The organism is Fuerstiella marisgermanici (genome assembly GCF_001983935.1).
In the GTDB taxonomy this organism is placed as follows: Bacteria; Planctomycetota; Planctomycetia; order Planctomycetales; family Planctomycetaceae; genus Fuerstiella; species Fuerstiella marisgermanici.
In genome coordinates, this window is record NZ_CP017641.1 from 2,833,640 (window position 1) to 2,853,819 (window position 20,180).

The window sequence follows — 20,180 nt, forward strand, 5'->3', positions numbered from 1 at the left end:
GTGCGCGCTGGGTCAATGGGAAAGCAGGAATGACAAATCGTTGCAAGGGAAGGTCGGCACGTTCCGTACATGCGACAAAAAATTGATGGCTCTTCAAAAGGAACCGGAAACTGACTGTCCACGAGGCGTCAGGTACGTTAAATAATCGCCGCTTCCTCAAAATTGCCCACCCCAATGTAGTAAAGAAAACTAAGGAATCAGGAGATGTCCGGCGTCGCGATGTGCGTTCCGTTGATTGGAGCCATTGGTCTTGCGTTTAGCGTGTATCGATATTGGTGGGTGGCCAGGCAGGACCCTGGCACTCCTCAGATGCAGCAGATTGCGGCCAAGATCCGAAAAGGTGCGATGGCCTTTTTGAAGGCGGAATACACCGTACTGCTGGTGTTTCTGATCATTGTCGGCGGACTGCTGTACATGTCGGGTGGTCGAGCCGAATCGTCGCCGTTGATTGCATTATCGTTTGGCGTCGGAGCCGTCTTTTCCGGACTGGCCGGTTTTCTGGGAATGCGAGTGGCCACGCTGGCCAACGTTCGCACCGCCAACGCGGCTCGCAACGGCCTGGGACCAGCCCTGAAGCTGGCATTCAGCGGCGGCAGTGTGATGGGTTTATCCGTCGTAGGTCTTGGCGTGGTCGGACTGGGAAGCCTGTTCCTGTATTATGGCAACCACTTCGGGACAACCGGTGACGATCTTGCTCGCACGATTAACGTGCTGACCGGATTCTCTTTCGGTGCGTCTTCGGTGGCATTGTTCGCTCGACTGGGCGGCGGCATTTATACGAAGGCGGCGGATGTTGGAGCCGACCTTGTGGGCAAAGTGGAAGCCGGAATTCCTGAAGACCATCCGCTGAACCCCGCGACGATTGCTGACAACGTCGGCGATAACGTGGGCGATGTTGCCGGCATGGGGGCCGACCTGTTTGAAAGTTATGTCGGTTCGATTATCGGAGCGATGGTGCTGGGTGCCGCGTTCCTGCTGGCCGAAACTCCTGTCGCAGAATTCGCCGACCGTCTTGGTGGGCTTGCTCCCGTGTTGCTGCCGCTGTTGCTGGCGGCGGCCGGTGTCCTGGCATCGGTGATTGGCACGTTCTTTGTGAATGGAGACGAAAAGTCGAGTCCTCAGAAGGCACTGAACCGAGGCGAACTCGTTGCCGCAGGAATCATGATCGCCGCGAGCCTCGGAATTATCCTGACCGTGCTGCCACCGGCGTGGACGTTTGACGAAGTGGAATACAGCCGCATGGGCGTTTTCTGGGCCACCATCATTGGCCTGGGTTGTGGCCTGGCGATTGGAATCATCACAGAATATTACACCGGCTGCGGCAAAAAGCCGGTGCGTGAAATTGCTGAACAGTCAGTGACGGGTGCGGCCACGAATATCATATCCGGGTTGGGAGTCGGCATGATGTCGACCGCGATCCCGATCATTCTGATTGCCGCCGCGATCATCGGTGCTCATGAAGTCGCGGGCCTGTACGGCATCGCCATTGCCGCCGTGGGAATGCTGTCGAACACCGGAATTCAACTGGCCGTCGATGCTTATGGACCAATCGCCGACAACGCTGGCGGCATTGCAGAAATGACGGGCCTGCCTCCCGAAGTTCGCGAACGCACAGACGAACTCGATGCTGTCGGAAACACGACGGCCGCTATCGGCAAAGGCTTCGCCATCGGTTCCGCTGCACTCACCGCACTGGCGCTGTTTGCAGCTTACATGGCCACGGCGAAGATCGAGGACATCAACATCGCTCAGCCACTCGTCATGGCGGGGCTGTTGTTAGGAGCGATGTTGCCGTTTCTGTTTTCCGCACTCGCCATGCAGGCGGTGGGCCGAGCAGCTCAGAAAATGATTACGGAAGTGCGTCGCCAGTTTGCTGACATTCCCGAACTAAAAGTCGCTTTGGAAGTCTGCCGCCGCAACGAAGGCACTGAAGCTCACACGTGGTCGGAACAGGATCAGCGGACGATGGACGATGCGATCGAAAAAGTCGAATGCGACAAATGCGTCGCAATCTCTACACGAGCGTCGCTGCGGGAAATGGTGCTGCCCGGTATGCTCGCAATTGTGGCCCCGATCCTGACGGGTTTCACCGGCGGTCCTGAAATGCTGGGCGGATTATTGGCAGGAGTCACCGTCAGTGGCGTACTACTGGCCATCTTCCAGTCAAACGCCGGTGGTGCGTGGGACAACGCCAAAAAGATGATTGAAAGCGGCGTTGTCGTTGATGGCGTGACCTATGGCAAGGGCAGTGATGCTCATGCAGCGTCCGTTGTCGGTGACACTGTTGGCGATCCGTTTAAAGACACGTCCGGCCCGGCTCTTAACATTCTGTTAAAGCTCGTTTCCGTGACGGCACTTGTCATCGCGCCTTGGTTGGTTGCATAATTGCTGCAAACAATTTGTTGCTAAGACTGAAGCCGGACTTTCAATAAGTCCGGCTTTTTTTATGCCGACGACGGTCGTGTTTTCCTGCGCAGTTGCGAGTAACTGCGGCTCGCTTCTCATCGCGGTTCATGGTCCGCTGATTGCGTAAAAAGCGGTCTATAGAATCGGACCGATCGTCACCACGACGTTGTTCAAAATGCGGCGCGAGTATGACCAGGAATGAACGTGCTCCATCGTCACCGGATCGGATTGTGAGATGTATTCTCGCTGCCGATCGATAATCGCTGCAGTAATAGCGTCATCGCGCAGCAGTATGTCGTTTTCGTAGTTCAGATCGAAGCTGCGCAGATCAAGGTTCGTCGATCCGACCAGCGACAACGCACCGTCGATGGTGAGCGTCTTGGCATGCAACACGCCGCCGCGGAATTCAAAGATCTTCACGCCGTGGTCCAGCAACTGCCGGTAGTGACTGTGGCTGGCAGCCGCCACAATCCACGAATCATTCCGTTGAGGAAGGATCAACGTCACGTCGACGCCTCGGATCGCAGCCGCACACAGTGCATCCAACACAGTGGTGTTTGGCACAAAATACGGCGTGGAAATGATGACTTCGTTGTTCGCCAACGTTAAGAGTGTGGCGAACAACTGCGGCGTCGCGCCACGACGTTCAGTTGGTCCATCCGCGAAGATCTGCGCCGGAAAACCACCTTCGAATTTGTCGGCCTTCATCTGGAACGAGGCGGGGATTTCGTCGCCGCTGTTCAGCAGCCAGTCTGAAGCGAACAGAAGTTGGCATTGAGCCACAACGGGGCCTTCAAACCGCAGCATGATGTCGACCCACGGCGCGAACTTTGCTTTCACACGAAATTCCGGATCCGCGCAGTTCTGGCTGCCGCACCACGTGATGCGGCTGTCGATGACCGTAATCTTACGGTGATTTCGCAGGTCGATACGGCTGAACAGGATCGTGTCCACAACCCAGCGCAGCGGCAGAGCGACTCGCAGATTCACGCCCGCGTCGCGCATGTCATGCCACAATGTCGACCGAACAAATCGGTTGGAACCCAGCCCGTCTGCCATTGCGTGAACGGTCACCCCGCGTTTGGCTGCGCGGATCAGCGCCTTGGCCACGTTCGTTCCCGTGTTGTCATCCAGCCAGATGTAGTACAGCACCTGAACGCAGTCGGTCGCGTTGTCGATATCTTCGATTAGACGCGACCGAGCCGTCGCTGCATCCGGAAGCAGTTCTGCGCGGTTGCCAATCGTGGTTTCGAAGCCGTCGACCGAAGCCGCTCGAAACGCAGTATGAAACTCGCGTTCAACATGCTGCGCGAGGTTTCGGTCGCAGCTTCCCATCGCCGCGCCTGCGATCTCGTGAAGCTTTTCGAAAATCCTGTTGTGCTGCTGATGGACGGTTCGCCCGAGGCTGATTTCGCCAAACAACAGATAGAGGAACACGCCCAGATAGGGAGCAAACAACATGACCAGAAACCACGCCAGCCGGGATTCCGCAGACAAGTCGTCTCGCAGCAAGATGCGAGTGGAAAACACGATCACGACAAGGCCGTGAGCGATTGCGAAACCCTGAATCAACACGTGGGCGTGGTTCCTTGTTCGGGCCGGCGTAACGCCGCCTGGCGTTTCATGAATCAGCTTCAGCGGCGCACAATCGCGACGTGGCAGCGACCACCAATCCGGTTCACGCATCGAAGTCTAATTGGACCGCACGACTTCAGGAAGCCGCGCGAATGCCAACAGTCGCGCAGTCATGCATTTCGACGACTGGTCGTGTTCTGCTCGATCCATTGCTTCAGAGCGACGGCCTGATTGTGTTGTTCGTCCTTCGCGCCGTACAGCAGCAGTATTACTTTGCCTCCGGACGCTTCCAGCAGTTCGGCGACTTCGTTTTCGCGCCCGTCCAGTTCTTCGAAGTAGCGTTTGCGGAATTCGTCCCAGCGTTCGGAATCGTGGTTGAACCATTTCCGCAGTTCGGTGCTGGGGGCCAGATCCTTCTTCCAGACATCGATTTTAAGCTCTTCCTTCTTCACACCTCGCGGCCAGATACGATCGATCAGAACTCGGTATTGCCCGGCAGGTGCGGAAGCGTCATAAGCGCGAGCCAGTTCGATCTTTGTTTTCTGTCTAGACACGGTCGCATTCCTTTGGCAGTGAAGGACACACGACAGAATTATGCAAACGGCACGCCTGAACGGAAAGCTGAAGCCCGAGTCATGAACGAACAGAAACAGACAGACAGACAGCTTCCTGTCGAAGTAAATCCAACCATCGGTCAGTCGGCCGACTCGGCGCGAGCATGCAACGATTCGATCGCTTCGGCTCGCGTTTTGAAAGGCACCCAGAAGAAGTCGGTGCGAGCGTTTTCCAGCAGCATCAGACTCTTCATCATCTGACTCATGTTGTCGCTAAGACAGCACAGCACGGCTTCGCCGCCGCCCTGGCGAGCTTTCTTGGCCAGACGAATCAGCATGCCTACGAAAGTGGATCCGAAGTATTCCAGCTTGCTGAAATCGATTAACAGATGAGTCACGTCGTCGCCGTTGAGCATGCGATACGTGTCGTTGTAGGCGTTGCGAATGTCGGCGTCGCGGAATTCCATCAGGCTTCCGGCCGGTTCTACAACCAGAATGTTGTCAACGTGATTGAATTCAAACACCGGTCGATCTTGGGACATCACTTCAGGGCTTCAACAAGGTCTGGAATTATGCGTTCTATGGGCCACGCCCGCGAAGGTCGGGTGACCACGTTATTCACCCGGCAGCGGGATCACAACCATACAACAATCGATGTTTATTGGCGATGGCCGCCAAAGCCAGACTGGACGCAGCAGATTTTTCTTAACCGGCCTGGACGGGTTGCACGGGCAGACGTGATTTCAACGGGTGAGAGCAGAACAGCAGCATAAATGCAGAAACGTGGTCTCCGCATTTTCGGTGTGCTTTTGTTCAACGGCTTCGAATTCACGATGTTTCTGGCCAGCGATGCGAAACCTAACAGCACCACGTCCCCCAGTTACGGAAATCCGGCTCGTCGACAGGGTTAGACGGGGCATTCGATCGAAACGCCCACGGGATTCGATAGAATCCCGTCCCAACGTCTGTCGCATTGCAACGCTACAAACAGCTCGGCGCGCCCAGTCGGCGGCGACCGACGTTCGCCCTCTTTTTTCTTCACTAACTTTACTAAACACTGACGGCCACTCACACGCCGATACTACAAGGCTCATCCATGACCGCTCATCCGGAACTCGGCAAGCTCGAACGCCTGAACTGCAACGTTTTTCCGAATGCTCCCGCCGCTGCTCGCAAAGTGGCTGACGATATCGCAACGCTGATCCGGGACCGAGCGGAAAAAGGCAAGAGCTGCGTGCTGGGGCTGGCGACGGGGTCAACGCCCGTCGGGATCTACGCGGAACTCGTGCGACTGCACAAAGAAGAAGGTCTGTCGTTCGCCAACGTCGTCACCTTCAATCTGGACGAATACTACCCAATGCAGCCTAACGAATTGCAAAGTTACGTTCGGTTCATGCACGAGCATCTGTTCGACCACATCGATATTCCGGCTGAGAACGTCCACATCCCGGACGGAACGGTTCCCGCTGATCAGGTGGCGGAATACTGTCAAAAGTACGAAGAAAAAATTGCGGAAGTCGGCGGCATCGATATTCAACTGCTGGGTATCGGCCGCACGGGACACATTGGATTTAACGAACCTGGTTCCGACGAAACCAGCCGCACGCGACTTATCACGCTTGATACGGTAACTCGCACCGACGCGGCAAGCGATTTCTTCGGCGCAGAAAACGTGCCTCGTCGAGCCATCACGATGGGCGTCGGCACCATCCTGAATGCGTGGAAAATCTACATTCTGGCGTTCGGCGAAAACAAAGCTCAGATTGTGGCTCGCACCGTGGAAGGCGAACAGCATCCCGGTGTTCCGGCCACATACCTGCAGCAGCACCGCAATGTCGAAATGCTGTTGGACCCTGCGGCCGCCACCGAACTGACTCGCACCAAATTCCCGTGGCTTGTTGAACACGTCACGTGGACGCCCGACATCATTCGCCGAGCCGTCATCTGGCTGGCGGAAAAAATGGGCAAGGCCATTCTGAAGCTGACCGACGCCGACTACAACGAAGAAGGTTTGCAAAACCTGCTGGCGGTCTACGGATCGGCGTACGAAATCAACCTGGAAGTCTTCCGTCATCTGCAGGGAACAATCATTGGCTGGCCAGGCGGCAAGCCAGACAGCGCAAAACAGCCGGGCGACCGACCCGCGAAGTTCGATCACATCTTCCCAAAGCGAATCATCTGCTTTTCGCCTCACCCGGACGACGACGTGATTTCGATGGGCGGCACGTTGATTCGCCTGGCCGCTCAAAAGCACGACGTCCACATTGCTTACCAGACGTCGGGCAACATCGCAGTGTTCGACGAAGACGCCATTCGGTTCGCGGAATTCGCTGCCGAATTCTGTGCCAACTTCAAGGTCGGCACCGAACAGGTCAAGGAACTGGAAAACCACATCGACGAATTCCTGAAGAACAAGCAGCCCGGTCAGGTCGACAGCGACGCCGTGCAGCAACTGAAGGGGATTATTCGTCGAGGCGAAGCTCGCGCGGGGGCTCGCTGCGTGGGGATTCCTAATGAGAAACTTCACTTTCTGGATATGCCGTTTTACGAAACCGGGCGCGTCAAAAAGATGCCGCTGGGTGACGCCGACATTCAGGTGATTGTGAAGCTGCTGCGTGAGATCAAGCCGCATCAGATCTACGCGGCGGGAGACCTCTCCGATCCGCATGGAACTCATCGCACATGCCTGAAAGCGATCATCGAAGCCTGCGATGTGTGCCGCGAAGATGATTGGTACCAGGACTGTGAAGTCTGGATGTATCGCGGTGCATGGCAGGAGTGGCCGATTTATCAAATCGAAATGGCTGTGCCACTTAGCCCGAAGGAAGTCGAACGCAAGCGTCAGGCGATCTTCAAACACGAATCGCAAAAGGACCGAGCTCTTTTCCCTGGTGCGGACATGCGAGAATTCTGGCAGCGTGCAGAAGCTCGCAACGCCGGAACCGCTCGCGCCTATGACTCCCTGGGACTTGCCGAATACGAAGCAATCGAAGGCTTCGTACGGTGGGACGGAGTCTGGGGGCTGGACGATTAGCTAAGCGGTCCATAAGTGTCGCACTGCTGGGTGCCAGCCGTATCTTCTGTCACAAGTTTTGTTGACCGGAACAGCTTCTTTGTGCCTGCGGCCAACGGCTTGGGGCACAAAGATCCGGACAGGGCGAGTGAGTCGATCGACGCCGCCACTAGCGCGGCGCATCACGCGGAGCGTGATGGCTACGTGGCCGTCATGTTTCCGCAACACGAGGCACGCATGGATTGCTTCGGCCTGGCAGAAGACGCCGTCCGGACTGTTCGCCCGCGATAGAAATCTGTGTGACTTCTGAAAGCAGCGAAATCCATCATGTTGCAGGATATCACACTCGTCGGAGCCAGTGTTCGGAGCCTTGCCGAATCAGCGGTGCGAGACGGGTTGGTTCCGTTCTGCGTCGACATGTTCGGCGACGCGGATTTGCTGCGTTTGCTGGATGACGTGTCAGGCGAGCACCGGAACCTGTTTCGGCAGATTGCTTCGTTCGACCAGACACCAGATGCGCTACGCGACGTGCCACCGAACGTTCCACTGCTGGTCACCGGCGGAATTGAAAACGATCCCGACTTGCTGCGGACGCTTGCCCAAAGCCGGCCGCTGTTGGGACCGCCACCGGATGTAATTTCCGAACTGCGAAACCCCACGCTGTTGTTCCCCACGCTGGAACACAACGGAGTGGCCGTGCCGACGTGGCAGTGCGCCGTCGATGGTCACAACTTCGATGAGCATCGCTGGCTGCGAAAGTCGTTTCGATCGGCCGGCGGCCAGGACGTCTCCTGGCTGGCCAGGAATACAACCGCCAAGTCACAAACGGAGTTACCGCAATGCGGCTCCTACCTGCAGCAGTTTCTCAGCGGTCCCACCATGTCAGCCACGTTCTTTGCGGCCGATGAGTGCGAGACTCAGTTGATCGGAGTATCACTGCAGATTTCCGGGGCGTCAGAAGTCTTTGCGCCGGAGTTCCATTTTTCCGGCAACCTCGGGCCGCTGACCGTGGCCGACCACTTGCGACGGCAGATCGAACATTCTGGGCAAGTGATCACGCAACAATGGGCGGTGACCGGCTTGTTCGGCGTCGACTTCGTCGTCCACGGTGACCGTGCATTTGTTCTGGAGGTCAATCCTCGGGTTACGGCGTCTCACGAGTTATACGAACAGTCGAATGCAGAACAGCGTGGCCACGTCGCGATGCAGATGACTGCGACCGCCCCAAAAGCCGCTCGTGCATCGATTCCGCCACGGACCGGGCGCGGCGTGCCAAATGCCGGGTTACTCAGGATGGTCGTCTACGCGGACGAAGGAATCACTCTGACCGAACGCGACCATCAAAAAATGCTGCAAAAGTGTTGTCGCACCGATCAGCCGCTGCCGCCCGCGTGGCTGGCCGACGTTCCGCAGCCTGGGGCACGCGTTCCGGCCCAAACGCCGCTGTGTTCGGTCTATTTGCGGCTGGAAAAGGGACTCACGTCGCAGAATCTTGGCCATCCAGCGGCTCTGTCGGCGGTCCGGAGTCTTGTCGATGTGCTGCCGCTGCAGACTCCGCTGAAGGTGGAGTCATTATTGCGCCGCTTGCAAGTTCAAATGACACTTCTTGAAACTGATCGACATTTACCATAAGTGAAACCGCTCTGAGACTCGTCAGGGCGGAATATTATGATAAGAATCCCTGTGGTAAGCGGCGTGACTGGTGTTCATTTCAAATGTGAGACCCTGAGTCTCGAAAGTTTTCAGGAGATGCCAAAGGCAGTTCGATGAGTAAGGGCAAGGCAACCGACGTTCGAATTCTGAATGTCGAGATCGGGTTTGAGGCAGTTTCGTTTCGTGCACCGCTTAAGTTTGGCGGGCGAGTGGTTGATCATACGTACCTGATCAACGCCCGCGTGGATGTCGAATCGCGGTCAGGCAATCAGGCTTCAGGTTACGGCAGCATGCCGGTCGGCAATGTCTGGGCCTGGCCGTCACCGAACGTCGAACCGGCTGACGGCGAAGCGGCGATGAAAGCCTACGCCGAAAAATTCGCTGAGCTGTTCGCCAGCTACCCTGAATTCGCTCACCCTTTGGAAATCCATTTCAACGTCGGGGCGGAATTTCATCATCAGGCGAAAAAGATTTCGGATCGCCTGAATCTGGCGGAACCGCTTCCTCAACTGGCTCAACTGGTCTCCACCAGCCCCATTGATGCCGCGTTGCATGATGCGTACGGGCGAGTCCATAAGAAGAACATCTTTCACCTGCTGTCGGCAGAATACTGCAACGAAGACCTTTCGTATTTTCTGGACGAACAATTCGCCGGCGAGTACCTCGACAAATACACGCTGCGAGAACCGGTCGCCAAGCTGCCGCTGTACCATCTGGTCGGCGCGCTGGATCCACTGACCGATGCTGATGTTACGGACCGTCCCGACGACGATTTGCCGATGACACTGGGCGAATGGATCGCCGCTGACGGACTCACGCACCTGAAGATCAAGCTGTCCGGCGACAATCTCGATTGGGACGTCGATCGCGTCTTGGCAGTCGAAAAGATCGCGACGGACGCTCAAGCGAAACGGGGTTGCGCTGAGTGGTTTTATAGCTGCGATTTCAACGAAAAGTGCGATTCGGCAGAGTACGTGATCGAGTTTTTGAACCGCGTCAAGAGCAGTGCCGCACAGGCCTACGATCGCATTCAATATATCGAACAGCCTACCAGCCGAGATCTGGAAGCGGCGTCGGCGGCGAAGATGCACGACGTGGCTAAGCTAAAGCCCGTCGTGATCGACGAAGCTCTGGTCGACTATGAAGCGTTGCTGAAATGCCGCGAACTGGGCTACTCAGGCGTGGCGTTGAAAGCCTGCAAGGGACAAACGGAATCTCTGTTCGCGGCGGCGGCGGCTCAAAAGTTTGACATGTTCTTGTGTGTCCAGGACCTGACCTGTCCGGGATCGTCGTTCCTGCACTCATGCAGCCTGGCGGCGCATATCCCCGGTATCGCGGCGGTCGAAGGAAACGCTCGCCAATATTGCCCCGGTCCAAACAAGAAGTGGCGTAAGCGGTATCCAGCCGTCTTCGACATCAAAGATGGAAATATCGTGACGGATCGCCTGAACGAACACGGGCTGGGCTTCCATCTACCGGAATGGGTGTCGTCAATTCCGGCCGGTGTGAAAGATGACGGAGCGGATCAGGTTGCGACCACAGAACGCATCGTGAAGAAAACGGTTCGCGACGAAAGTTAGAACCAAGCCCGATCCCTGCGTGGCTCTCGCAGGTTTCGGCAAGAGGCTCAAGGGAGCTCGACCATGCAGGAAGAATCCAGCTACGTTTGCGAAAGCTGCGGCGAAGACATTGTCATTCCCGTCGACCTGACGGCAGGCCATTCTCAGGAATATGTCGAGGACTGTCCGGTGTGTTGCTGCCCGAACGTCATCCGTCTTGATGTCGATGACGAAGGCCACGTGAGCGTCAGCGCGACTGCCGAATAGGGACGCTGAAGGAAACCTGCCGAACCGCAGAAGAGGCCCGACTTTCCCTTTGGTAAGCTATTAAAACGCCAGTGCGGCAACGGTCATTTCCGGCGGGGGTTCTCTTTTTCGACCTTCAGCGAACAGTCGAGATACTGAGCCAGCGCCAGCACGACCTGCACTGAGATCGGGCGACCTTTTTCTTCGAACTTGATCAGCGTAGACGGCGCGACATTCAGTTCCGCAGCGACCTTGGCAATTGATTCGCCCCGGTCCTCGCGAATCTGTTTCAGTGATGCAGCCAGCTGATACACGACGTCAGTTTCGTGATTGCGTCGCCGACCGATACGCGACCAGTTCACTCCACCACTGGATACGCCACCTACACGAGGCGGTTTTTGCTTGGGCTCCTGCCGAGGAATCACGCTGTTCCCTGACTTCACCACATTCTTCGACTTTTTCTTCACGGAACAACCTCGCGATGCATTTCTCAGTCCGTTGCCGTAGATCGGATGCAGAGAAACCCAGGCACCAAAATCACTGACGTGCAGCAATTGCGAAATACGCCGAGACAATTTCCACTGCAAATCCGTCGACCAATGAAACCTAGAGCTTCCGCGCAGTGCAGCACGCTCCAGAACCATGGCTCAGCTATCTTTGGCCACCTAAAGGTGTAGTCAGATGTTATCCCTTACGCGGCAGCGGCGATGTTGCCAGCTGGAAGCTTAGAATTCAATACTTCATCGCAAAGAGTTTGCAAGAAAATCGATTCCAGGCCCGCAAGGCATCGCGCAACCAGACTTCCGTCCATCACTCGGTGATCGTATGCCAGGGTCACTCGGGTAATTCCATTTTCATTCAGTGGGCCATACGTCAAACAGCCCGTATGCACAGACGGCGGGATCTGAATTTCGGCCCCCTGACCAGACAGCGTGGACAGAAAGAAGGTCCCAAGCCGTTCTGCTCGAGCCGCCTTCACTACGTGGATATTCCAACCCCAAATGAATCGACGCATTAACGTAGGAAGTTGCGCCAGACGGAGCTCACGACGAAACCGACGCGACACCGGTTTAGTAACCATTTCGTCGATATGAGCCTGAATTTCGACGAGGCTGAGCTCTTCCGGACGCGGGATCCGGCCCCAGAACAACCACGGCTCTCCTTTGTGCTCGCGTTGCACGGTCAGCACACCCACACTGGAAGGATGCTGGTACATGTGGGCGAACGGCCAGCGGTACCATGTTTGCCGCAGTTCCGGAACGTCCTTCGCCAGCAGAGCGTATGCTTTTAAAAACAGTGCGGGCCACGAAATACGCACTGCAGCGGCTGAACGAGCGGCCGACAAGGCTGAGAGATCGATGCGGCGATCATGACCGCATTGCGGCACGGCGCGATTGAAGTACAGCAAATCCCATGAAAGCCGACGGGATCGAGGGATTCCGAAGATGCGGCCGTTTCTGTCCTTCTGCACGTTCTCGCCCTTCCTTGAAGCAAGCGGCCGGTCAGAAGAAACGCTTAGAAGCCCGGCTTTTGTGCAAAGCCGGGCTTCTCATTCGGTTCGCGTCTGTGGCCGTTCGTCCGAGACTTTATAGAACTCTGATTAGCACAGGGCGGAGTCTACAAAATCTATCAGGCGAGGCGAACACCAGACTATTGTCTTTGTCGACTACCGCAGCGTATAGATTGCCGGATCGTCGATAATGAACGGCGTTGACCACGTACGACCATCGTTCATATTGACGGAATTGAAGAAGTGCGTGGCAAAGATCTCAGCACGATAGCTGTAAGGGAAGCTGGACAACAGGTGGTCTGACGGTCGCAGATCTTCGACACCTGGCTTTGCGTAATAGTGAACCATTCCGTCCGGTGAAACGGACATACCGAAAGTCCACCAGCCGGGCGTGAGTTTCACGCTTTGAACTTCGTGCCCCGTGGCGTTGCCGCGAATCAACAGCACAGCTTCATCCTGTTCAAACCGAGGATCGGTCTCGCTGTGGAACTCGAAGAAGAAGCCCGGCCAGTACGCTTCCTGTTCTTTCACCTTCCGACTAAAAATGAAACCTCGCTTCGATTCCGTGACAGTCGTCTTCACATCGATGCGGTAACCGAAATGGGCGCCGGAACGGTTTTCCCAGTTTTCAAATGGTGGCAACCAGATGCGGCAGGTGGCACTGGGACCGCGACCGACGTCAATGCCGCCAATTCGTGACGCACATTTCATCACGAAGTCGTCCTGCTCCATCTTGCGGCTCGGACGATGCGGAATGCCCGTATTCATGGTCTGCAGCTTCAACGCTCCCTGGCTTCCGGGAATGCCGCCGGCCGGTGTTGGCACGCGTTCAATTACATCAGGCTGGCCTCGCTTGGGACTTTCAAACCAGCGACCGTTGTTGGATGCTCCCAGAGGGCGGCGTTCGTTGTCGTCCTGTTCGCGGCTGGATTTTTCGCCTCGAGGGAACCATTGCCAGTTGGGATCTTCGAAATCATCACCGACCATCGTCTGACGAACGCCGGTTCCGGGCACAATCTGCCCGTCGGCTCGCGTAAAGAAGACCGGAATGGCGATCACAAAACACGTGAAGCGTAGAAGTCGAAGCGACATCATGTCGCGTCCTCTCTGTAAACGAAGTCTGATAGCGAAGCCTGATCCGGTGGACTCGTCCTTGCCCGGTCACCAACGCACGCCGCACAACCCGGTTGCGTCCCTGCAACGAAGCTGTGACTTGTGCGAGCCGAAAGAATGACATTGCCTGCTGAAAGAGTCGCATGATTCGACGAAACCGGCATCCTGCCTGCCTGTCGAGATGGCTTTCCAGCGTGTGCGGCACGCATTCTTTCTGCCAGAGGTATCGGAACTTATGTTGCAGGCAGCAAAGGCAAATCATTCCCTGAAACAGTGTCCATCCGTTCCTGTGACGCTCTATCCAAAACCCTTGCGCGGCCTGGCTAACCGGAATCTTTTAACATGGTGTCGCGTCGACGAGGTCAGCAGGAAACAGCAACCGACGCAGGCGTTCTGCAGAGTTTGCCGCATTCTTTTCGACCATCGTTGAACGGGCGTCAGCAATTCGAGACACTTCCGGATCTGTTGTTCGTTTTCTGGTGAACCCGCGATGCACGCCACCGACTTTCTTGCCAAACACAAAACGCTGCCCGACAAGCCGGTTGTTGTGCTTTACGGCAGCGAACGATTCTTGAAGCTGCAAGTGCTGAACATCGTGCCCGGATGTGGTGACGATGACGACGAAGAAGATGTCGCGTTAACGCGAGTCGCTGGCAAAGATGCCGATTTACGCAGCGTGTGCGACGAACTGCTGACGGTTTCGATGTTTGGCGATAAGCGAGTCGTACTGATCGAAGAAGCCGACGATTTCGTCTCAAAGAACAGGCCGGGCCTGGAAAAGTACGTCGCTAATCCATCGCAGTCGTCGCTGCTGGTTCTGGATGTGAAGTCCTGGCCCAAAAATACCAAGCTGGCGAAGGCCACGGCAAAGGTCGGCTTGAATCTGGAATGCAGCGAACTGAAGGGAGCAGCGCTGGCGAAATGGCTGGTAAAAACAGCACTGGACGTCCACGGCAAAAAAATCGACGGGCCCACCGCCGCGTTGGTTGTACAACTTGCCGGAGACAGCCTTGGCCTGCTGCAACAGGAACTGAACAAGCTTGTTTCTCTGGTCGGCGATGCCGACACGATTACTCAGGAAGACGTGACTCGCGTGGTCGGCGGCTGGCGCGTGGAAACCACATGGCAAATGCTGGACGCAATTCGCGATGGCGATGTCGGCACTGCGCTCGTCGATTTGAACAAGCTGATCATGGCTGGCGACGCGCCTCAGAAAATTCTGGGCGGCCTGACATTCACTTTCCGAAAGCTGGCCGAAGCCACTGAGTTCGCTCGGCAAACTCGCGACCTGTCCGGTGCTCTGCGTTCTGCCGGAGTGTTTCCGCAGGCAATAGGCCCGTCAGAAAAGTACCTGAAGCGTATTGGCTTCGACAAAGCCAGCCGCATCTTTCAGTTGCTGATCGAAGCAGACGCCAACATGAAAGGTGGAAGCCGAGTCGATCCGAAACGGCAGCTGGAAGTCCTGTTCCTGAACCTGGCGAATGCGTGACGGCGTCGTTCATTTGCAGGTGGCAAGCTTTGCCGTATCTAAGCTTCCTCCAGCTGCAGCCGCCTACCCGCATCCGCGACCAACGGGAGCACCGCCGGCGCCTAAGCCATCCACCGTCATCGGCTCCCCATGCCAATCGCCTGCCGGGGCCTCCCGGCGCATAAAGAAAGCACTCCGAAGGTTGGACCTTCGGAGTGCCTTGATTCTTTTCGCTTAGCGATCGATCGCCGCCCGAACTAAGGGCGAGATCAGTCGGTCAGAGAACTAGTTGCAGCATGCGTTACAGCCGTTGCTGCCGCATCCGCTGCTGACTGCACCGCCACAAGCTGGTCGCCAGACCTGTGAAGTCACAGTCTGAGGAACCATCTGCTGAACCTGAACCTGTACTTCACGCTGTTCAGGACGAGTTACACATACGGTGTATGTGTAAGGAACCTGTTCAGTAACCTGACGTGGAACCTGAACTGTGCGAGTTCGCTGTTCCTGACGAGTCTTCGTGACAGTGTAGGTGTAAGGAACCTGCTCCTGAACCTGACGAGCTACACATACTGTGCGAGTTCGCTGTTCCTGACGAGTCTTGCAAACCGTGTAGGTGTAAGGAACCTGTTCCTGAACCTGACGGCAAACATTGATCGTGCGAGTTCGCTGTTCCTGACGAGTCTTGCAAACCGTGTAGGTGTAAGGAACCTGTTCCTGAACCTGACGGCAAACGTTGATCGTGCGAGTTCGCTGTTCCTGACGAGTCTTGCAAACCGTGTAGGTGTAAGGAACCTGTTCCTGAACCTGACGGCAAACGTTGATCGTGCGAGTTCGCTGTTCCTGACGAGTCTTCGTAACCGTGTAGGTGTAAGGAACCTGTTCCTGAACCTGCTGGTAAGTCGTGTAAGGAACTTCAACCTGAACTGGGTTGGAAACCCAAACGCGACGAGTACCGCAAGAGTTGCCACAGCTGTTAGCAATAGCACCGCAGCATGCAGCAGCACCGCAGCCACCACAAGCAGAGGCACAGCCACCGCAAGAGTTGCCACAACCACCGCAAGCACCAGCGTTACAACCGCCACAAGGCTGTTCTTCCCAGTGACCCTGATCCTGGCAAACTGTGCGAGTCTGCTGAACAGGTACTGAGCGACAAACAGTACGAGTGCCAGTCATCTGCTCCTGGTAAGGAACACAAACCGTGTAGGTCTGTTCCTGAGGCTCAGATACTGTACGGCAAACAGTACGAGTGCCAGTCATCTGCTCCTGGTAAGGAACGCAAACCGTGTAGGTCTGTTCCTGAGGCTCAGATACTGTACGGCAAACAGTACGAGTGCCAGTCATCTGCTCCTGGTAAGGAACACAAACCGTGTAGGTCTGTTCCTGAGGCTCAGATACTGTACGGCAAACAGTACGAGTGCCAGTCATCTGCTCCTGGTAAGGAACGCAGACAGTGTAAGGCTGCTCAACCTGCTCCGTAACTGTCTTGCAAACAGTACGAGTGCCAGTCATTTGCTCCTGGTAAGGAACGCAGACGGTGTAAGGAACCTCTTTGGTGTCCATAACTGTACGGCACACGGTTCGAGTTCCCTGACGCTGTTCCTGAACAGGAACATTAACAGTGATGGTACGGGTTTCCGTAACCATCTGTGGGCACATTACTGTTCGTTCAACAGTTTCCCACGTTCCACAGCTCCCGCCAACAGCACCGCCACCGGCGACACCGCAAGAACTTCCGCAGCTTGAACCACAGCTTCCAGACCCACAGGGGCTGCAGCTTGAAGCGCAAGGGGCGGAGCAACAAGAGCTGACATTGCTGCCACAGCAGCTACCAGCTTGAGCAGACGCAGACATTAATGCCGCGGCCGCGAGTGTCAGAACATATCGCATGTTCGTTCAACTCCTCCATTTTTCGAATCGAAATGATTCAGTAACTTGAAACGTCACGAGGAACGCCCCCCGTGCACACAACAACAGATCCCAACGTGGACAGTTAGGTCAAACGCCTGATTTATCCCCGTTACACCCTCGCCCCAGCCAGAAACGATGGGTAGCGGCGGATGATGGCCCGACAACGATATTCATCGCGAATATAGCATGGGCAGTTTTGGTTAAACAAGTAATTTAGAAAGTTTGTACCCAAACCAATAAAGATTGCCGGTCTCACACAATCTTTCGATTGCAACACCTTGGTCGAATGAGCGGAAGATGCAAGGCGCTGGATCACGAATCGAACGATTCGAGCGTGAGGAGATAGGGGTTTTACGGGTTCCGCAATTGACACGAGAAATGAAGCGAAATCCCGCAGGGCAATCTGGAAAAACTTTACAGTGAACCACAAAATTCCGTCACAAATGCCAGTGCGACTAAGCGGGCGTCGATTGTGACCTGCAGAATTCTCAGCTATAGTTGCGCCAGCCAGCAATTCTGCCTGTTCAGTCGGTGATTGCGAGTCAACGGCCGTGTTGCCGATCCTCCAGTGACGACCCCCCGTTCACATCAGTACCGCGTATCTTGAAAATTCAGGCGTTATGAAGTTTTGCCTCGTCGACCGCATCGTTGAATTGACCCCCGGTCAGTCGATTTCCACCACCAAAAATGTGAGTCTCGCGGAAGAATACCTGCAGGACCATTTTCCGGGGTTTGCGATCCTGCCCGGAGTGCTCATGGTTGAGGCTCTGGTGCAAAGTTGTGCGTGGTTGTCTCGCGTGACCGATGATTTTCAGTTCAGTACCATTCTGCTAAAGCAGGCCAGAGCCGTTAAATTCAACAATTTTCTGAAGCCGGGACAGACATTGCATGTCACGGCAACGATGAAGAAGAATGAAGACGAAACCGTAAGTTTTCAAGCGGCCGGCACAGTTGAAGATCTGTCCGCCGTCAGTGCCAAACTCGTTCTTTCCAAGCAAAACCTGCGGACAACTCGCCCCGACATGGCCGATGCAGATCAGCGAGTGACGACTGCGATGCAGGAGCTTTACAACCAGATCTGTCACGAATCCGTGATTTCAAAAAGTGCCGGGTAAACGCATTCCAATGGCTGTTTTCCGGTCCGCGGCCCCACTGTTGCCGCAAGCTGGTAATTTATCTCGCAGCAGCTCATCTGTCCAACGATCACGTACATGTTCTGACAAGGCACCCGGGGCGACCTGCAGCAACCCGTTCTGGCTGGCTCCCCACAGGCCCCGGTGGCATCAATGCTCGCTGCGGAAGGGCTGGTCACTGAGCTGAATGCGTTCATCGATAATACTTCACTAACCACGAAATTTTTGAGTAGCCAGGAAAGTCAGGAAATATGAGTCTTGAAGGTCGAGTCGCTTTGGTCACCGGTGGAAGCCGGGGAATTGGTCGGGGAATTGTTGAGGCACTAGCTGGCGACGGAGCCAAAGTCGCATTCGTTTACAATTCGAACTCCGCTGCAGCAGACGAAGTCGTCGCCAGCATGAAAGAAGCGGGCCACGAAGTCATGGCCATTCAGGCGGATGTCCGTTCAAAAGACGCGGCGGACAAAGTCATCGCTGACGTGGTCGAAGCGTGGGGTTCCATCGATATTCTCGTGAATAATGCGGGCATCATCCGCGACGGGCTTCTGGCGATGATGGATGCCGACCAATGGCAGGACGTTATCGATACGAACCTAACCAGCGTTTTCAACTTCTGCCAGGCAGCCACTCGACAAATGATGTCTCAGCGTTATGGACGCATCATCAACATGTCCAGCGTGGCAGCCGATGTCTCCAATCCCGGCCAGGCGAATTACGCAGCCAGTAAAGGGGGCGTTGAAGGCTTCACTCGCTGTATCGCGACCGAATTGGCTCGCCGCGGCATCACGGCCAACGCTGTTGCCCCTGGCTTTATCGAAACTGACATGACACAAGCCGTGGTCGAAGCGGCGGGCAAGGAAATTAAGAAGAAAATTCCGTGCCGAAGACTCGGCCTGCCATCGGACATCGCCAATGCAGTTCTGTTTTTCGCACAGGAATCCTCCTCTTACGTGACCGGACAGATCATGAAAGTCGACGGCGGCCTGACGTTGGGTGGGATTAGCTAGGCGTTGGGAGCAAAACAGATGCCTGACGCCGCGATGTTCTCGCTGAAAACGCGAAATTTGCGGTCAGGTTGAGTCTGGATTTCGTCCAGCTTCCCCAAATGTCAGAGCGATATGCATCGGTTTGGCACGGTGGATAGCAGGTAAAGGCGGGGATTGTGGCCTTGAGTTTCCTCAGCCGTTCAATCGCCCCTTAAATTCGAGTAATTCGTGGTTTGTGGAGCTGAAGGTCGATTTTTTTAACCGTCAGCCGTAGACTTCCCGATCGCATGAGTGGCTTTGGGGGCCACGTTGCGTTTTATATAACTATCGAACAAGGCATCGTCGCCTGCCTGGTTCGATTGGCTGGGTTCGGCGATGATTCCTCGTTTGCACACAAAGTGCGACAAAAAGGAGATGATCTGATAATGGCATCTGATGAAGAAATTTTCGAGAAGGTTCAGGAGACCCTTGTCGATGCGCTGGGTGTAGATGATGACGAAGTCGAAAGTTCAGCGACGCTGATCGGGGATCTGGGGGCAGAATCCATTGACTTTCTGGACATCGTTTTCCGCCTGGAAAAGAACTTTGATATCAAGATTCCACGCGGCGAACTCTTTCCGGAAAATCTGGCTTCGGCCGATTCTGGATTCGTTGCCGATGGAAAAGTGACCGAAGGTGGGATCGCTCAACTGCGTGAAAAGATGCCGCATGCCGATGTCGATTCCTTCGCCGCAGACCCTCAGGTCAACAAGATCCCGGATCTGTTTACCGTGGACATGATCTGCAAGTTCGTGAAGTCGCGGTTGAATTAGCAGCTTAACTGGGAACTCCGGCGATCGTGATCAGCATGGTCCTTATGCGTATCACGCCGGAGAGCAGCAGCACGTAGCCTCGGGCGCGAGCCCGAGGTTGGCGATGCACCGATCCAGAAAAGCGGATAGAAAGGCCCGTGACAGCAGAAATTCAGATGCTGTCATCGCACCGTAACTTGCGGCCGGCTTTCGATCGATGCCCCGCAGAAATTGAGTCTACTTTTTAACGGCGAATTGCACAGCG

Annotated in this window: 17 protein-coding genes; 10 read left to right on the plus strand and 7 right to left on the minus strand. The window is 55.6% G+C overall.

What is annotated here, in order from left to right:
- Positions 1-204 precede the first annotated feature (204 nt).
- On the plus strand, positions 205-2,385 hold the full coding sequence (locus Fuma_RS10720) for a sodium-translocating pyrophosphatase (RefSeq protein ID WP_077024138.1): 2,181 nt from the start codon (positions 205-207) through the stop codon (positions 2,383-2,385).
- Positions 2,386-2,541: 156 nt separating this feature from the next.
- On the opposite strand, the gene cls is transcribed toward Fuma_RS10720, so the two are convergent.
- The 3 genes from cls to Fuma_RS10735 form a co-directional block, all read right to left on the minus strand.
- Complete coding sequence (gene cls / locus Fuma_RS10725) at positions 2,542-4,092, minus strand: cardiolipin synthase (protein ID WP_083731955.1); 1,551 nt, start codon at positions 4,090-4,092, stop codon at positions 2,542-2,544.
- A 59-nt stretch (positions 4,093-4,151) separates the two neighbouring features.
- Complete coding sequence (locus Fuma_RS10730) at positions 4,152-4,535, minus strand: DUF488 domain-containing protein (RefSeq protein ID WP_077024139.1); 384 nt, start codon at positions 4,533-4,535, stop codon at positions 4,152-4,154.
- Positions 4,536-4,675: 140 nt separating this feature from the next.
- Positions 4,676-5,077 carry an STAS domain-containing protein gene (locus tag Fuma_RS10735; protein WP_077024140.1) on the minus strand — a complete coding sequence of 134 codons (402 nt, stop codon included), beginning with the start codon at positions 5,075-5,077 and terminating at the stop codon, positions 4,676-4,678.
- A 554-nt stretch (positions 5,078-5,631) separates the two neighbouring features.
- Here Fuma_RS10735 and nagB point away from each other — a divergent pair.
- The 5 genes from nagB (at position 5,632) to Fuma_RS10760 (ending at position 11,027) form a co-directional block, all read left to right on the plus strand.
- The gene (gene nagB / locus Fuma_RS10740) at positions 5,632-7,569 is read left to right on the plus strand and encodes a glucosamine-6-phosphate deaminase (RefSeq protein WP_077024141.1); all 1,938 of its coding nucleotides are present in this window, start codon (positions 5,632-5,634) and stop codon (positions 7,567-7,569) included.
- 15 nt (positions 7,570-7,584) lie between these two features.
- Positions 7,585-7,839 (plus strand): hypothetical protein, encoded by a 255-nt coding sequence (locus tag Fuma_RS10745; RefSeq protein ID WP_077024142.1) that lies wholly within the window; start codon positions 7,585-7,587, stop codon positions 7,837-7,839.
- A 36-nt stretch (positions 7,840-7,875) separates the two neighbouring features.
- Positions 7,876-9,180, plus strand: coding sequence for an ATP-grasp domain-containing protein (locus tag Fuma_RS10750; RefSeq protein ID WP_077024143.1), 1,305 nt, complete (start codon positions 7,876-7,878; stop codon positions 9,178-9,180).
- Between the two features lie 134 nt (positions 9,181-9,314).
- Positions 9,315-10,781, plus strand: coding sequence for an enolase C-terminal domain-like protein (locus Fuma_RS10755; protein WP_077024144.1), 1,467 nt, complete (start codon positions 9,315-9,317; stop codon positions 10,779-10,781).
- A gap of 63 nt (positions 10,782-10,844) precedes the next feature.
- Complete coding sequence (locus Fuma_RS10760; protein ID WP_077024145.1) at positions 10,845-11,027, plus strand: zinc ribbon domain-containing protein; 183 nt, start codon at positions 10,845-10,847, stop codon at positions 11,025-11,027.
- Positions 11,028-11,110: 83 nt separating this feature from the next.
- Here Fuma_RS10760 and Fuma_RS10765 read toward each other — a convergent pair whose 3' ends face one another.
- The 3 genes from Fuma_RS10765 to Fuma_RS10775 form a co-directional block, all read right to left on the minus strand.
- Positions 11,111-11,581 (minus strand): helix-turn-helix domain-containing protein, encoded by a 471-nt coding sequence (locus Fuma_RS10765; RefSeq protein ID WP_158520937.1) that lies wholly within the window; start codon positions 11,579-11,581, stop codon positions 11,111-11,113.
- Positions 11,582-11,697: 116 nt separating this feature from the next.
- A complete protein-coding gene (locus tag Fuma_RS10770; protein ID WP_145944099.1) occupies positions 11,698-12,477 on the minus strand; it encodes a hypothetical protein in 780 nt (259 codons plus the stop codon).
- Positions 12,478-12,672: 195 nt separating this feature from the next.
- Positions 12,673-13,611, minus strand: coding sequence for a hypothetical protein (locus Fuma_RS10775; protein ID WP_218922419.1), 939 nt, complete (start codon positions 13,609-13,611; stop codon positions 12,673-12,675).
- Positions 13,612-14,119: 508 nt separating this feature from the next.
- On the opposite strand from Fuma_RS10775, the gene holA reads away from it, so the two are divergent.
- The gene (gene holA, locus Fuma_RS10780; protein ID WP_077024148.1) at positions 14,120-15,118 is read left to right on the plus strand and encodes a DNA polymerase III subunit delta; all 999 of its coding nucleotides are present in this window, start codon (positions 14,120-14,122) and stop codon (positions 15,116-15,118) included.
- A gap of 264 nt (positions 15,119-15,382) precedes the next feature.
- On the opposite strand, the gene Fuma_RS10785 is transcribed toward holA, so the two are convergent.
- Entirely contained in the window at positions 15,383-16,984 is a 1,602-nt protein-coding gene (locus Fuma_RS10785; RefSeq protein WP_083731957.1) for a hypothetical protein, read from the minus strand.
- Positions 16,985-17,625: 641 nt separating this feature from the next.
- On the opposite strand from Fuma_RS10785, the gene Fuma_RS10790 reads away from it, so the two are divergent.
- From Fuma_RS10790 to Fuma_RS10800, 3 genes are all read left to right on the plus strand, one after another.
- Positions 17,626-18,120 carry a 3-hydroxyacyl-ACP dehydratase FabZ family protein gene (locus Fuma_RS10790; protein ID WP_077024150.1) on the plus strand — a complete coding sequence of 165 codons (495 nt, stop codon included), beginning with the start codon at positions 17,626-17,628 and terminating at the stop codon, positions 18,118-18,120.
- Positions 18,121-18,389: 269 nt separating this feature from the next.
- On the plus strand, positions 18,390-19,145 hold the full coding sequence (gene fabG / locus Fuma_RS10795) for a 3-oxoacyl-[acyl-carrier-protein] reductase (protein WP_077024151.1): 756 nt from the start codon (positions 18,390-18,392) through the stop codon (positions 19,143-19,145).
- Positions 19,146-19,549: 404 nt separating this feature from the next.
- Positions 19,550-19,936, plus strand: coding sequence for an acyl carrier protein (locus tag Fuma_RS10800; protein WP_077028228.1), 387 nt, complete (start codon positions 19,550-19,552; stop codon positions 19,934-19,936).
- Positions 19,937-20,180 lie beyond the last annotated feature (244 nt).

Excerpts from the sequence above, each read along its gene's own strand:
- Fuma_RS10720 (WP_077024138.1), top strand. The coding sequence starts at position 205 with ATGTCCGGCGTCGCGATGTGCGTTCCGTTGATTGGAGCCATTGGTCTT.
- cls (WP_083731955.1), bottom strand. The coding sequence starts at position 4,092 with ATGCGTGAACCGGATTGGTGGTCGCTGCCACGTCGCGATTGTGCGCCG.
- Fuma_RS10735 (WP_077024140.1), bottom strand. The coding sequence starts at position 5,077 with ATGTCCCAAGATCGACCGGTGTTTGAATTCAATCACGTTGACAACATT.
- nagB (WP_077024141.1), top strand. The coding sequence starts at position 5,632 with ATGACCGCTCATCCGGAACTCGGCAAGCTCGAACGCCTGAACTGCAAC.
- Fuma_RS10750 (WP_077024143.1), top strand. The coding sequence starts at position 7,876 with ATGTTGCAGGATATCACACTCGTCGGAGCCAGTGTTCGGAGCCTTGCC.
- Fuma_RS10755 (WP_077024144.1), top strand. The coding sequence starts at position 9,315 with ATGAGTAAGGGCAAGGCAACCGACGTTCGAATTCTGAATGTCGAGATC.
- Fuma_RS10760 (WP_077024145.1), top strand. The coding sequence starts at position 10,845 with ATGCAGGAAGAATCCAGCTACGTTTGCGAAAGCTGCGGCGAAGACATT.
- Fuma_RS10775 (WP_218922419.1), bottom strand. The coding sequence starts at position 13,611 with ATGATGTCGCTTCGACTTCTACGCTTCACGTGTTTTGTGATCGCCATT.
- holA (WP_077024148.1), top strand. The coding sequence starts at position 14,120 with ATGCACGCCACCGACTTTCTTGCCAAACACAAAACGCTGCCCGACAAG.
- Fuma_RS10785 (WP_083731957.1), bottom strand. The coding sequence starts at position 16,984 with ATGCGATATGTTCTGACACTCGCGGCCGCGGCATTAATGTCTGCGTCT.
- Fuma_RS10790 (WP_077024150.1), top strand. The coding sequence starts at position 17,626 with ATGAAGTTTTGCCTCGTCGACCGCATCGTTGAATTGACCCCCGGTCAG.
- fabG (WP_077024151.1), top strand. The coding sequence starts at position 18,390 with ATGAGTCTTGAAGGTCGAGTCGCTTTGGTCACCGGTGGAAGCCGGGGA.
- Fuma_RS10800 (WP_077028228.1), top strand. The coding sequence starts at position 19,550 with ATGGCATCTGATGAAGAAATTTTCGAGAAGGTTCAGGAGACCCTTGTC.